General features: G+C 66.9%; 6 protein-coding genes. All 6 read left to right on the plus strand.

Annotation, left to right across the window (positions count from 1 at the left end; genetic code table 11):
- The first annotated feature begins 36 nt into the window (after positions 1-36).
- From drmD to ABD671_RS21390, 6 genes are read left to right on the plus strand one after another with little or no spacing between them, the layout of a single operon-like run.
- Positions 37-3,213, plus strand: coding sequence for a DISARM system SNF2-like helicase DrmD (drmD, locus tag ABD671_RS21365; RefSeq protein WP_344735536.1), 3,177 nt, complete (start codon positions 37-39; stop codon positions 3,211-3,213).
- Positions 3,210-7,250, plus strand: coding sequence for an Eco57I restriction-modification methylase domain-containing protein (locus ABD671_RS21370; RefSeq protein WP_344735537.1), 4,041 nt, complete (start codon positions 3,210-3,212; stop codon positions 7,248-7,250). Before drmD ends, ABD671_RS21370 begins: the two co-directional genes overlap by 4 nt.
- Positions 7,247-10,900, plus strand: a complete 3,654-nt coding sequence (drmA, locus tag ABD671_RS21375; protein ID WP_344735538.1) for a DISARM system helicase DrmA — start codon at positions 7,247-7,249, stop codon at positions 10,898-10,900. The genes ABD671_RS21370 and drmA overlap by 4 nt, the downstream gene beginning before the upstream one ends.
- Positions 10,897-12,972, plus strand: coding sequence for a DrmB family protein (gene drmB, locus ABD671_RS21380; RefSeq protein WP_344735539.1), 2,076 nt, complete (start codon positions 10,897-10,899; stop codon positions 12,970-12,972). Before drmA ends, drmB begins: the two co-directional genes overlap by 4 nt.
- Before the next feature lie 3 nt (positions 12,973-12,975).
- Positions 12,976-13,680 carry a DISARM system phospholipase D-like protein DrmC gene (gene drmC, locus ABD671_RS21385; protein ID WP_344735540.1) on the plus strand — a complete coding sequence of 235 codons (705 nt, stop codon included), beginning with the start codon at positions 12,976-12,978 and terminating at the stop codon, positions 13,678-13,680.
- Positions 13,681-13,725: 45 nt separating this feature from the next.
- The gene (locus tag ABD671_RS21390; RefSeq protein WP_344735542.1) at positions 13,726-14,853 is read left to right on the plus strand and encodes a DNA cytosine methyltransferase; all 1,128 of its coding nucleotides are present in this window, start codon (positions 13,726-13,728) and stop codon (positions 14,851-14,853) included.
- The last annotated feature ends 40 nt before the right edge of the window (positions 14,854-14,893 follow it).

A 14,893-nucleotide genomic window follows, 5' to 3' on the forward strand; every position in this document is an offset into this window, starting at 1 on the left:
GAGGGGCACCTTGATCACGCGAAGGGGGGCAGCGAGATGACCACACAGCAGTCGATCGCCGGGTCGGTCTCGACGCACGTGCCCGAGATCGGACAGATCGTCACGGTGCGTGGCGCCAACTGGGCCGTCGTGGAGGTTCAGCAGCAGGGGCTCGGTCGCAGCACTGCGGACGACGCTTCCGCGCAGTTGCAGCACGCCGTCACGCTCCAGTCGGTGCAGGAGGATCGACTCGGACACGAACTTCGCGTGGTGTGGGAGCTGGAGCCTGGTCGCAGCGCTGCTGCCCATCGCGGCTTGCCTGGCGAGATCGATCCCGATCGATTCGACGACCCGAACCGGCTGGCCGCCTTCATAGACGCGCTCCGCTGGGGCGCCATCACCAGCGCCGACGACGGCACGGTCCAAGCGCCCTTCCGCAGCGGCGCCAATGTCGAGCCCTACCAGCTCACCCCCCTGAAGCGTGCCCTCGCCAGTCCGCGGGCGAACCTCCTCCTCGCCGACGACGTCGGCCTGGGCAAGACGATCGAAGCCGGCCTGGTCATCCAGGAGCTGCTCCTCCGGCACCGGGCCCGCACCGTGATCGTCGTCTGCCCTGCAGGTCTCGCCCTGAAATGGCAGGACGAGATGCGGGAGAAGTTCGGGCTCGACTTCACCGTCGTCAACTCGGAGACGATGAAGGAGGTCCGCCGCACCCACGGCGTCCACGCCAATCCGTTCACGCTCTTCCCTCGCATCATCGTCTCGATGGCCTGGCTCCCCGGTCAGCGAGCGCAGCGCCAACTCCGTGATGCCTTCGCCGGCACCAGCCGGCGGTTCGCTTTCGACATCCTCGTCGTGGACGAAGCGCATCACGTGGCCCCGAGCAGCCCCGTCCGCACAGACAAGGTGGGACAGGAGCGTCGCGGCTATGCCGTCGACTCCCAGCGCACCCGAGCGGTCCGCGAGATCGCGGAGAGGTCGGAGCACCGCCTCTTCCTCAGCGCCACGCCGCACAACGGCTACACCGAGTCTTTCACCGCCCTTCTGGAGATGATCGACCCCCAGCGGTTCGTACGCGGCAACAAGATCGACCCGGTGGCGCTGGAGGAGGTCGCCGTCCGTCGACTCAAGCGCGACCTGAAGGAAGCGAAGGGCTTCCTCGACAGGCAGGTCAGCCAGCTGCCGTACACGCCGACGGCCGAGGAGTCCGCGGCCTATGACCGGCTGCTCGCCTTCACTCAGCGCAGGGACAAGGCGGTCGCGGCCGGAGGGGGCAGCAGCTCGGCCAGGGACATGGCGACGCTGCTCTTGAAGAAGCGATTCTTCTCCTCGCCCGTCGCCTTCGCGCGGACCGTCGACGTCTACCGCGACAGCCGGACCAAGGGCCTCGACGTCGAGTTCGACCTCGACTACGACGAGATCTTCGGCCCCGAGGCCGACGAACTCGAGGAGGGCAAGATCGACCAGCCCGAACTCGAGGCGCTGCGCGAGGCGAAGAGGTCATTGCCCGAACTCACCGAAGCCGATCTGGAAGACCTCGATCGACTCAGCGATTGGGGGCACCGGTTCGAGGGCCGGTCCGATTCCAGGCTCGAAGTTCTGCTGGGCTACATCGAGGGCACGCTCCGCTCCGATGGAGGTTGGAACAACGAGCGTCTGGTGATCTTCACCGAGTACGTCGACACCTTGCGCTGGCTGCGGGACATCCTGCGCCAACAGGGCTACGAGGACGACCGCGTCGAGATCATCGACGGCGGCACCGACGCCGAGACGCGCGAGCTGATCCGAGCGCGCTTCAACGAGAGCCCGGCCAAGACGCCGGTTCGCATCCTGCTGGCCACCGACGCCGCCGGAGAGGGCATCGACCTCCAGAACCACTGCCACCGGCTGGTCAACTTCGACATTCCGTTCAATCCGAACCGCCTCGAGCAGCGCATCGGTCGAGTCGACCGTTACGGCCAGACGAAGGGCCCGGAGATCCGCCACTTCGCCCCGGTCGCCGACGACGGCAGCGCGCTCAGCAAGGATGTCGACCTGCTCGCACGCGTCGCGGTCAAGATCGACCAGATCATGCGCGACCTCGGCTCCGCCAACGAGATCATCGCGCCCGACCTGCAACGTCAGTTCGGCGGCGAGGTGATCAAGCGCCGCCGCGCTCGCGCGGAGAAGGACCCGATCGCCGGCATGATGAGCGGCGAGAAGGTGCTCAACGCCGAGCTGGCACGCCTCGAGCAGAATCTGGCCGACAGCCGCGAACGTCTCCATCTGCGCCCCGAGAACCTCCAGCGTGTGGTCGAGACGGCGTTCGAGCTCAACAACCTGCCGCCGCTCGAACTCGTCGGATCCGAAGACACCGACGTGCCGGTGTTCCGACTCCCCAATCTCGACAACTCCTGGGAGCAGGTCACTCGCGGCCTGTACACCCGCCTCGACCCCGACCACCCGCGGCCGATCGCGTTCGATCCGCAGGTGCTGACCGAGGACCCCGACGTCGTCTACATGCACCTCGGGTCCCCCTTGCTCCAGCGGGCCACCCGCCGGCTCCGCTCCGCGCTCTGGGGCGGCGACAGGTCGCTGGAACGGGTCACTGCCACCGTCGTGCCCGGGCTGGATGAGTCCTACGCCGTCGCTGTCACCCGACTCGTCCTGGTGGGCCGCGCCGGCCTGCGCCTCCATGAGGAGGTATTCCTCGCAGGTACCCGGCTCGCCCGCAGGCAGGCCGTCGGCGAGCAGCGTGCCGAGGAGCTTCTCGAGTCGGCACTTGACCGATCGGGTCTCGGCGGCGTGCCGCAGGAGATCGCCGAGCAGATCGCTTCCGCCTGGAACAGCGACGCCGACCGCGGCCTCCGCGACCGCGTCCAGCAGGCCATCGCCGAGCGCGCGGCACGGCGCCGCAAGGACGTTGAGACCTACCTCCAAAAGCGCCGCGAGGCCGACCGCGCCCGCGTCGTCGAGATCTTCGACCGGTTCGGGCAGACCCTGCGAGAGGCGCTCAGGGAGGCGGAGGCGATCGACGGGGACCCCCAGCTCGGCCTCTTCGACGACGAGCGTCGCCAGAGCGAGCGCGACCTTCGGGAGATCCGACGCCGGATCGATGCTCTCGGCGAAGAGCGCGAGCGGGAGCTCGCGGCCGTCGACACCCGCTACGACGACATCCGCACCTGGGAGTTCCCGGCCGCGGTCATCTTCGCTCTCGCTCCACGCGACCTGGAGAACGGATTGGCGATTCGATGAGGAAGCGAACGAGCAAGAACTCCGACCTCCACGGCGACTGGCTCAAACAGGTCGACGTCGACGGCCCGTTCCTCGCCTATCCGGTTCTCAAGGACATGTGGCCGAACGGCATCGACCGCCTCGGCGACACCGACGACCGTCTCGTCACCTTCAAGCAGGCGTTCTCGCGCTGGCAACGCGCGCTCGATCAATACGTAGAACAGCCGAAGACGCCGGAGGCCCGGAGCGCCTACGACGCTGTGCGGCGCGGATGGATCGACGTCGTGCTCGGCGACATCGCGGAGTGGGGCGATGATCGGTCCGCCGTCGACATCACGGTGCGTTCGCCAGGTGAGCAGATAACCGTCACCGCGACCACTGCCTTGAACGACCGGGACGGAGCCCCCGCTGCTCTCCTGCTGATCTGCGAACCCACGTCAGGGTTGCGCGACGCCGGCCTCGACGGCTGGGCAGCCAACGACATCGACCGGCTGGCGATGCTTCTACGCAAGGCGCAGGTCGACGTCGGCATCGTCACCGACGGCCAATGGTGGGCGCTGGTCTGGGCGAAGGAGGGAAAGCCGACCGGATCCGGCATGGTCAACGCCCTCACATGGGCCGAGGAGCCGCTCCTGCGCGACGCCTTCCTCACGCTCATCAACCAGCGCCGCTTCCGCGCCGCTGACGCAGAGCAGCGCTTGTCTCGGCTCTTCGAACGCAGCGAACTCGAAGCGGAGGAGATCACCGAGGCACTCGGCACCCAGGTTCGGCGCTCCGTCGAGCTGCTCGTCCAGGCATTCTCCGAAGCTCGGCTGGAGGCCGCGAAAGCGGGCGATCCCGATCCGCTCGCCGAGAAACCCGACGACATCTATCAAGCGGCCGTCACGGTGATGATGCGGATTGTGTTCCTGCTCTTCGCCGAGGAACGCGACATGCTCCCGACCGAGCAGCTCTACTGGAACTCCTACGCGATCAAGGACCTCCTCGACGAGCTTCGGGCTCAGGCCTCGGGCGGCGAGGAGCATCTTGACGAGACATACGACGCATGGCACCGGTTGCTCGCCGTCAGTCAGGCATTGCACGGCGGAGTCAACTACGACGAGATGCGGATGCCCGCGTACGGCGGCTCGCTGCTCGACCCGGAGCGCTTCCCATGGCTCCATGCCACCGACAGTCGTGGCCTTCGCCTCAAGGTCTCCGACCGCGTCATGCTCCACGTGCTCGAATCTGTACAGACGGTCGTCGCCAAGGGCGAACGACGCCGGATCTCCTTCCGCGAGATCGACGTCGAGCAGATCGGCTACATCTACGAAGGTCTCCTCGGCTATTCCTGCGCCGAGGTCGTCGACGACATCATCCTCGGCCTCGTCGGCAAGGACGGCGCCGAGCCCGAGATCCCGCTCGCGACCATCAACGCTCTTTACGACGAGCATGGCGGCGACCCGAAGAAGTTCGCTGCCGCCCTGACTGCCTGGGTCAAGGAGAACCAGCCGGCCGCGACCGGCAAGAGTGCTGGAGCCTTGGCCAAGATCGTCGAGAAGGAGCCGACCGGCGAGGAGCGCGCTGAGCTTGTGCGGCTGCTGACGCCAGTGGCCGACGGAGACACCGAGTTGCTCGGAACGTTGGTTAGTTGGGGCAATCTGATCCGCCGCGACCTCCGCAAGATCCCGCTGGTGTTTCCCGTCGGCGGCCTCGTCGTCATCGAGACGCCGTCGCGGAAGAACGCGGGCGCCCACTACACACCTCGGTCCCTGGCGGAGGAGGTCGTCCTGCACGCTCTCCAGCCACTCGTTTACGAGCCCGGCCCGCTGCAGACCAACGACGAGGACGAATGGCGGCTCAAGCCAGCCGCTGCGATCCTCGACCTCAAGGTCGCCGACATCGCCGCCGGATCCGGCGCGTTCCTCGTCGCCGCAGCTCGGTACCTCTCCGCACGGCTCGTTGAAGCGTGGATCGCCGAAGGCATCGTTGACGTCTCCGCATCGTCCGATGCTGAAGAGATTCGACGCCAGGCCCTTCGTGAGGTGATCGCCCGCTGCCTCTACGGCGCCGACATCAATCCAATGGCGGTCGAGATGTGCAAGCTCTCACTCTGGCTGGTCTCCATGGACAAGACCAAGCCGTTCTCCTTCGTCGACGACAAGGTTTTCTGTGGCAACTCACTGCTGGGGCTGACGTCGCTTGACCAGTTGCGCTATCTCCACCTTTATCCGAAGCCATCAGCGATGCAGCAGCAACTCTTGGTGGACATCGATGGCAGGATCGCAACCGCGACCAGGCTTCGAGTTGAGTTGTCGAGTCCCGTCGACGAACGCGACCCGATGCGATCGTCCCGCGCAAAATCTCGTCTGCTTGAGCAGTTCCGGGACGTGACTGCCGATCTGCGGTCGATTGCCGATGGAATTGTGGCCGCCGGGCTGCAGGTGGGAGGGAGGTTTGGGCGGCCGCTCGACGACGCGCTCAACACGTTGTCGTGGCAGCTGCACGAAGCCTTCCCCGCAGATGGTTCGGCGGGCGATCGAAAGAAGCTCGACGAGCGGACTGACACGGGTCTGACTCCAACCGTCGAGACGGACTACGAACGTTGGGTACCACTTCATTGGGCGATTGAGGCTCCTGACGTCATTGACATCGGCGGGTTCGATGCAATCATCGGCAACCCGCCGTTCCTCGGTGGAATGAAGATCTCTCCTGCGATGGGATCCAACCTTCGTGATTGGTTCGTGAACGTCTTGAGCTCCCATGGCTCTGGCGGCCGTGCCGACCTGGTTGCCTACTTCCTGCTGCGGGCGAAGGCGTTGCTGCGAGACACGGGTGCCTTGGGTTTGGTGGCGACCAACACGGTCGCGCAGGGTGACACCCGCGAAGTGGGGCTAGATCAAATGGTCGCCTCTGGAATGACAATCATGGGGGCGATTCAGTCACGTCCCTGGCCGGCTGCAAGTGCCAACCTGGAATATGCCGCAATCTGGGCGACGAAGTACCCCGTTCCGCCAGATGTGGGCCGTAGGTGCGATGGGGTCTTTGTGCCGCGCATCACACCACTGCTTGAGGCTGGTGGACGTGCCGAGGGCAATCCAGTCCGATTGAAAGAGAACCTCGGTGTGGCGTTCAACGGGTGCAACATCAACGGGAAGGGTTTTGAGGTCCCTCCAGCGATTGCTGCCGAAATGATCGCGGATGATCCACGGTGCGCAGAAGTTCTAAAGCCACTGCTGGGCGGCGAGGACATCAACCAGATCCCTGACTTGGCCGCGCCGATGTGGGTGGTCGACTTCTACCCGCGCGAGTTGGACGAGGCTGAGACCTATCGCGCTCCGATGGAGTGGGTGTCTCGTAACGCACGTCCGCACAGGCTGTCCCTAGCTACCAAGCCCAAGCTTGGGCAGCGCTGGTGGCGCTTCGAGAGGGACGCCGTCGCTATGCGGGCCGCGATCGCAGATCTCTCGGAGGTCCTTGCCATTGCTTTGGTCAGCAAGAGCCTGATGCCGGTGAGAACGACGGCTGACCACGTGTTCAGCCACGCCCTCGCCGTGTTTGCCACCGAAGATTTTGCCGTGCAAGCGGTGTTGTCGTCGTCCGTCCACCAGTTGTGGGCAATCAAGAATGGATCGGCAATGCGCACCGACCCGCGGTATACGACCGGCGATGTGTTCGAGACCTTCCCGCGACCGCCCTCTACGGGCGCGTTGACAAACCTCGGATGCAAGCTTGAGCAGGACCGAGGGGAGATCATGCTCAGAAGAGGGCTCGGGCTGACCTCTCTCTACAATAAGGTCAACAGCCCGGAGGTTCGCGACGACGTGGACGTCGATCGTCTTCGTGAGGTCCACGCGGCGGTGGATGCTGCGACGGTAAGTGCCTACGGCTGGGAGGACATTCCACTCGATCACGGCTTTCACAGTTACCGCCAGATGGAGCGGTGGACGGTGTCGCCGGGGGCCAGAGTTGAGATTCTTGATCGACTCCTTGAACTGAATCACGAACGGGCCCGTGAAGAGGGTCAGGACGTGTCAGCCCCGATTTCGAAGAATGGACAGGACACACTCTTCGCATGAAAGTCAGCGTATCGACCACCGTACGTGCCGACCTCGTGACGCTGATCGAGCAGGAGCTGCTTGGTCCGCGCAACGGCCCGGAGGAGGAGATCAACGGGACGCCGCGCGCGGCGTACATGGTCGGCGCGCTGGCGCCGGTCACCGTAGATCCCACGCTTGAGGCCACGGTTGTCGGCGACGACGGCGACGATCCAGCCGAGACTGGTCTGGCTATCGCTGATCTTGATCCGATCACCAATGGCCAGTCGGGCGTGCCTGTGCCCACGGATGAAGATCCGGCGGAGGTGGACGAGGAGCGGGATGACGGCGCGAAGGGCGCGTTGACGCATCCGTCGTCGATGGGGCTCCGTTTCCAGGTCCCGCGTCACTGCGGCGTCCTCAGCGTCACCGCAACGTGGGGACGCTACGAGTCGTTTCGTCAGGAGAACGAGGAGGGTCGGAAGGTCCAAGTCTCCCGTCGCATCCCGTTCGAGCGCACGGCGCAGATCGACGTCCGCGACCGCGTGGAGCACGTCGTACTCCCGCCGATCACCCTCGACACTGACGTCACGCTGCGGGTCGAACTGTACCCGCGCGATGACCGCACCATCGTCGAGCTGGCGCTCTCGAACGACCGCACGACAGCCATGGATGCTCCGCCGGGTGATTGGCTCTTCCAGACGAAGCTGAAGATCGAGGCGAACAGCGGCGAGGCGGTGTTTCTGCCTACCCGTGACGTGCTCGCAGATGGCTATGACGAACTCGATCCGGAGCGTCAGCGCCTGGATCTGCAATACCGGCATCGGCTCGAGTTCGCGATCGGACGCACTGCGTCTGTGACCTGGGCGGAGGGTTTCGACGCTGAGGGCGACTCACTGCGGCGTGCCACGTCGGTCGAGACGACGTGGCTTCCGACTGCCGACGTCGCCCAGACTGTCGCCGGCAGTGCGGGTGAGGCAGAGACGGCGATGCGAGCGCTGATGGACCTCGAGCCAGACGGTGTCGACGACGCCTTCATGCCGCTGGTCGAGGGCTACCGCGAGTGGCTCGACAAGCAGGTCGAACTCGCCGCTCAGTTGCCGAGCCATCTTCAGGAGATCGCGGACGAGGCGATCGCGGAGGCGGGTCTCGTGGTGTCTCGACTCGAAGCCGGGCTCGAACTCCTCAAGACGAACCCCCAGGCATTCCAGGCATTCAAGTTCATGAACCGGACGATGCGCGACCAGCGGATGCGCTCCCAGGTTGCTGCCAAACGCTCCGAGCGAGCGTCCTTGTCGATCGAGGACGCCGTCGCCGAAGTGGAGAAGCTCGGCGACGCCGCCGCGTCGTGGCGTCCGTTCCAGCTAGCCTTCATCCTGTTGCAGCTGCCGGCGCTCACCGACCCGACCGACGGCTTCCGCAGCGGGCCAGCAGCCAATGTCGAGCTGTTGTTCTTCCCCACCGGTGGTGGCAAGACGGAAGCGTACCTCGGGCTCGCCGCGTTCACCTTCGCGATCCGTCGCCTCCAAGGTGTCATCGAGACCGACGACGGACCACTGGACGGTGGCGACGGTGTCGCGGTGCTCATGCGCTACACCCTCCGCCTTCTCACCTCCCAACAGTTCCAACGGGCCGCTGCGCTCGTGTGCGCCGCGGAACTGATGCGTCAGGCTGACGAGTCCACTTGGGGGGAGCGTCCGTTCAGCATCGGCCTGTGGGTCGGGTCGGCGGTCAGCCCGAAGCGATATGCCGACGCGAAGCAGCAGGTTCAGACGGCTCGCCAGGACACCGGCAAGACCCACGGGTTGACGGTGCTCCAGTTGCAGCGCTGCCCGTGGTGCGGATCGAGGATCGACCCCAAGCGCGACCTGACGACTGTCGAGACCACAGAGCGCGTCGAGGTCCGCTGCGGCGACCGCAAGGGGCTCTGCCCTTTCTCCCTCGACGGCGGTGCCGGGCCTCTCCCGATCACCACGGTCGACGACGAGCTCTACCGCAACCCGCCCACCTTCCTGCTCGCGACCGTCGACAAGTTCGCCCGCCTCGCCCGCGAGGGCGAGGCAGCCAGTCTCTTCGGCTACGTCTCCGAACGCTGCCCGCGGCACGGGTACCGCCACCCTGACTCCCGAGGGAGTTGCACAGGCCAGTCCCACAACGCGAAGTCTGAGGGCGGCCGGACGTCCCCGGCCGTCCACGTGGCCAAGGTCGGCCGGCTCCGGCCGCCGGATCTGATCATCCAGGACGAGCTGCACCTCATCACTGGTGCGCTCGGCACGGCTGTGGGCGTCTTCGAGAACGCCGTCGATGTGCTGTCCTCCTACGAGCAGGGGGGCGTGACGGTGCGCCCTCTCGTGGTCGCGTCCACGGCGACGGTGCGGAACGCTCTCAACCAGGTGACGGCGCTCTACGGGCGAGGGGTGGCCGTCTTTCCGCCCCAGGTGCTCGACGTGCGCGACACGTTCTTCTCGAAGGAGAAGGCGGTCTCGGAGGAGGATCCGGGCCGCAAGTACCTAGGTGTATGCGCACATGGGATCAGGCTCACTCTGGCGGAGATCCGCATGTCGGAGGTCCTGCTGCTGGCTGGGCAGAAGCTGCTCGACGAACACGGCGACGCGGCCGACCCCTATATGACCACCGTGGGGTACTTCTCCGCGACGAGGGAGCTTGCAGGTATGCGCCGCTACCTCGACGACGACGTGACGACCCGCGTCGCGGGCAACACCGAGCCGTTCCCGCGCCGCACCACGGACTGGACCAGGCTCTCGATCGGGGAGCTCACCGCGCGGATCTCGGCGGAGGAGATCGCCAAGACGCTCGACCACCTCGCGGTGCCTTTCGGAGATCGCTGGACCACCAAGGGCAAGACCGACTACGGCAAGGCGTACCAAGCCGCGATCGAGGCCCAGCAGCCACCGCCGAAGTCCCCTCCGCGTCCATACGACGTGGTGCTCGCGACGTCGATGCTTCAGGTCGGTGTCGATGTCCCGAGGCTCGGCCTGATGCTGGTCGTGGGCCAACCGAAGAACACCGCCGAGTACATCCAGGCCTCGTCCCGCGTCGGCCGCGACGCCCGCAAGCCGGGCCTGGTGGTGTCGCTGGCCAACTGGTCGCGCCCGCGCGACATGTCCCACTTCGAGTCGTTCCGGCACTACCACGAGACGTTCTACGCCCAGGTGGAGGCACTGAGCGTTACTCCCTTCTCGGAGACCGCTATGGAACGCGGGTTGATGGGCATGCTGGTCAGCGCGATCCGGGTCGCAGACGAGGGACGGGCCGCGTCCCTGTCGCCAGCCGACGGCGCCGGAGAGGTCCTCGGCAAACTACCGACGGCGCAGGAGCTCATCGACCGGCTGATCGCGCGGGCGGCGCCCGCAGCCCCGGATGAGCAGACCCTCGAGCGGATGCGCCAGAAGCTGCTCCAAAGGATCGACCGCTGGTACGACAAGGCCAAGGAGTACAGCGGTGCGCTGGTCTACGAGCGTCCGCGCAAGGGTCATGTCGAGTGGCCGCTGCTGATCAGTCCCGAGACCACAGTGCCCACACCCGCCGACCGGGTGTTCGTCGTCGCGAACTCCATGCGCGAGGTGCAGCCGGAGTTCAACCTCCTCGTCAGTCCGGCCCAGGCGAACCTGGCGTTCAGGGAGCCCGCGGCCGCTCCAGGCTGGGAATTCCCGAAGGGTGACGATAAGTGAGCGACACGTCCCTCGACGCCGCCGACCAGGGTCTGGCGCCGGTCACGATCGGCCTCGCCGAGCTCGACCCGATCGCGGATGTCGAGGCCAAGGTCACCAAGAACCGGAGCAAGGTCGGCTCGGTCCGGCCGTCGGCACTGCTGTACACCTCGGGTATCGGCGCCACGGTCGATCTGCCCCACCTGTCGGTGATGCCGCACGGCCTGGACGCCTGGCAGCGCTACTACGACCGTCGCGCCGGAGGCGCCGACGTCATCGTCGAGCCGCGCCTCCTCGAGCTCGTCCGCGCCTACCTCGGCGGGCAGGTCGCCCAGCTGCGCAAGGCGCCCTGGGCGCCCGAGGCACCCGGTGGCTTCGGCGACGAGACGATCGACCTCGGGATCCCGGTGCGCGTCTTCCCTCAGTGGCTCCGCTGCACCGGCTGCAATCTGCTGTCACCGGCCAGCCACCAGATCTTCGAGTTCAAGAACGTCCTGCGGTACCGCCCCGACCAGGCCACGTTCATCCACAAGGACTGCAGGGGCTGGAGCGCCAGCGCCGGCAAGATCAAGGCGCGCAAGGGACGCGAGCAGGCGGTGGTGCCTGCCCGCTACCTGATCGCGTGCGTGAACGGGCACCTCGACGAATTCCCCTATGCCGCCTGGGTCCACCGTGGTCGATCCTGCCCGACCGCCAAGGTTCCGCAACTCCGGATGCGCGAGTGGAAGAGCAACCTCGGCCCGGACGTCCAGATCATCTGCCTGTCGTGCGATGCCAAGCGGGGCATGCTGGAGGCCACCGGACCGAAGGCAGCCGACAAGCTGCCGCATTGCCGCGGGCGGCATCCGCATCTCGACGCCTTCTACAAGTGCGACCAGCCGGGGAAGCTGATGATGCTGGGTGCGGCCAACCAGTGGTTCGCCTCCACGATCGGTCTCCTCGCGCTCCCTCGCGAGGAAGTGGCGACCGTGGCCGACCTGCTGCCGGTGCTGCAGTCGCTCCCGCCGGAGGTCCTCGCCGCGGCGACCGCGAAGGACGCTCTCGCCGGATTCCGCGGATGGGCCGGAAGCATCACGCAGAGCGACCTGTTCGGGAACGCCACCGACGACATCCTCTGGGAGGCGGTCCAGGCGCTCGCTTGTGCCGACGCGGCACCCCCGCCAGCGGAGGTGAGCACCGACCCGACAGACATCCTGGTCCCCGAGTGGCTGGTCCTCACCGACGAGGAGAAGTACACCAAGCACTCTGGCTCCGCCGACTTCCGCGCTGTCCGGCGGAACGTTCCGCAGAGCTTGAAACCGATCGTCCATGAGGTCGTCGCCGTCGAGAAGCTGAAGAAGGTCAACGCCTTCCTAGGCTTCACCCGCATCGACGCCCTCGACCGCATCGACGACAGCAAGAGCCGTGTCGCGCCCCTGACCCGCGACGGTCGACCGACCTGGGTGCCGGCCACCGAGGACCGCGGCGAGGGATTCTTCCTGCAGTTCGACGAAGCCGCCGTGGCCGCTTGGGAGCAGACGGTCCTCGGCCTCGACGTCTGGGAGACCTACCGGCAGACGCACGCACTCAACTTCAAGCGACGGACCAGCAGGACGGCCGACGACATCGACCCCGACAGCCGATTCCCGGCGCCGCGGTACTGGGCTCTCCACACGCTGTCCCACCTGCTCATCCGAGAGGCGGCCATGTCGAGCGGCTACGGCTCCGCCAGCCTCACCGAGCGCATCTACGCCTGGCGCGCGGACGGCGAACGGCCGCCCGCCGCGGGCCTGCTCATCACCACGACCGCGTCCGACAGCGAAGGCACCCTGGGCGGGCTCGTCGACCTGTCGAAGCCGGATCGGCTCGGACCGCTCGTCCACGAGGCCATGAGGCGGGGCGGACGGTGCTCCAGCGATCCCGTCTGCTCCCATCGCCGCCCTCGCGGCAAAGAGGACTTCCTCCACGGCGCCGCCTGCCACTTCTGCCTCTTTGTCAGCGAGACCAGCTGCGAGCGGACGAACCGGTTCCTCGACCGTCGCATGCTCCTCGACCTCATGGTCGATCCGGACATCGCGACACCTGCTCTGCTCGGACCGATCCTCGGGACCTGACCCATGAACGCCGTCGCCCGACTGGGCGAGCTCCTGGCGCCCGCCGAGGCGGAAGCCATCGCGGCCGCCCTCCGCCAACAACGACTCCCGCATCTCGCGGCTCGCCGTGCCTTCGCGGTCAACCGCGCTGAGGTCAAGGCTCTGCTGGCGTCTCTTGTCCAGGAAGTCGGCAGCGCCGACCTGGCAGCCGCCGTCCTCGATGGAATCGCCGCGGTCCCCCGGAGGCCGGGGCCCGAGCCGGTGTGGACCGCCCCGCGGGTCCCGGGGCTCGGCGGCCGGACGACGCTCGCCGTCGCCGACCTCATCAACAGGGCCACGGCGACCGTGTTCGCGGCGACCTACTCGGCCGGCGCCGGATCGGATTACGTCCAGGCGCTCGCGCACGCGATCGACCGCGGGGTCGCAGTCACCGTCATCGTGGACCGTGGGATGCAGGCCAAGAACGGCGGTGCAGTCCCCAACGCGCTCGCAGGCGCGCGGGTGTGGGCGTACGCGCCCGAGGCGGTGGGGCAACACGTTCCCGTCCAGCACGCCAAGCTCGTCGTGGTCGACCGGACATCCGCTTTCGTCACCAGCGCCAACTTCTCCAACGCGGCGGCCAAACGCAATCTCGAGTGCGGTCTGCTCAGTCACGACCAGACCGTCGCCGAGAACCTCGTGCAGCAGTTGGAGACGCTGTACGACCACGGTGCGCTCGTCGACTACTGACGACCCGCCGATCAGCAGGGTTGACGCATGCTCGAGGATGTAGCCATGCGATCGGTGGGCCTCTTCGCCGGGATCGGCGGCTTCGAGCTGGGACTCCAGCGCGCGGGGATCGCGACCGAGCTGCTTTCCGAATACTGGGCCCCGGCTGCGGAGGTCCTCTCGCACCGACTGGATGTCGAGGTCGTCGGCGACATCCGGACCCTCGACGCGATCCCCGAGGTCGACGTCGTCACCGCGGGATTCCCGTGCACGGACCTGAGCCAAGTAGGTCGCACGGCCGGGATCGACGGATCCGAATCGGGCCTGGTGAGGGAAGCCTTCAGGCTCATCGAGCAGAACCCGCCGCGGTGGGTGGTGCTGGAGAACGTGCCCAACATGCTGAATCTCGCGGGCGGCCGCGCGATGTCGTTCATCGCCCAGTGGTTCGAGGACCGCGGCTGGAACTGGGCCTACCGCACCGTCGACTCCCAGTACTTCGGCGTCCGACAACGCCGCCGCCGGGTCTTCTTCGTCGCCTCCAGAAGCGACGACCCGCGTAGCGTCCTGTTCGCCGACGAAGCCGGGATCCCGCGTCGTCGCGACGACCACTCCGCCTACGGGTTCTATTGGACCGAGGGCAACCGCGGGGTCGGTTGGGGGGACGGCGTGACGCCGACGCTGAAGGGCGGATCCAAGATCGGCATCGCTTCGCCGCCTGCCGTCTGGCGGGTGGCCGGCCCTGCTGGAGAGGCCATCGCCCGACCCAGCATCCGTGCCGGCGAGCGACTCCAAGGGTTCCGTGCCGGCTGGACCGACCTCGGGGCCAAGGAAGGCGTGCGCTGGAAGATGGTGGGCAACGCTGTCTCCGTCCCAGTCGCCGCCTGGGTCGGCAGCGGTCTCGTTACTCCCCGCGACCCTGTCGCGGTCGACCGTCGCCTCCTGGAGCCGGGAGATCGATGGCCCGCCGCCGCCGCCTCCATCGGCGGTTCGCGTGAAGCCTGGTCGCTGAGCGAGCGCCCCCTCGTCGCTCGCGGAGGCCCGTCCCTCGATGCGCTCCTCGCTCAGCACGGCTCGATCCCGCTGTCCCGCGGTGCGTCCAGCGGGTTCTACCGCCGGCTCCAGGCGAGCACCCTCCGCGTGCGTGAGGACTTCCGCGTCGCGTTGAAGGAGCATGTCGAGGTGTGCGCGAGTTGAAGCTCCACGAGCTGACCAGGCGTCCCGCCGAGGCCTCGTA

The sequence above is a fragment of the Nocardioides fonticola genome (assembly GCF_039536805.1).
Taxonomy (GTDB): Bacteria; Actinomycetota; Actinomycetes; order Propionibacteriales; family Nocardioidaceae; genus Nocardioides; species Nocardioides fonticola.

Bases quoted from the DNA above. Each gene is read 5' to 3' on its own strand.
- drmD (WP_344735536.1), top strand. From the start codon at position 37: ATGACCACACAGCAGTCGATCGCCGGGTCGGTCTCGACGCACGTGCCC.
- ABD671_RS21370 (WP_344735537.1), top strand. From the start codon at position 3,210: ATGAGGAAGCGAACGAGCAAGAACTCCGACCTCCACGGCGACTGGCTC.
- drmA (WP_344735538.1), top strand. From the start codon at position 7,247: ATGAAAGTCAGCGTATCGACCACCGTACGTGCCGACCTCGTGACGCTG.
- drmC (WP_344735540.1), top strand. From the start codon at position 12,976: ATGAACGCCGTCGCCCGACTGGGCGAGCTCCTGGCGCCCGCCGAGGCG.
- ABD671_RS21390 (WP_344735542.1), top strand. From the start codon at position 13,726: ATGCGATCGGTGGGCCTCTTCGCCGGGATCGGCGGCTTCGAGCTGGGA.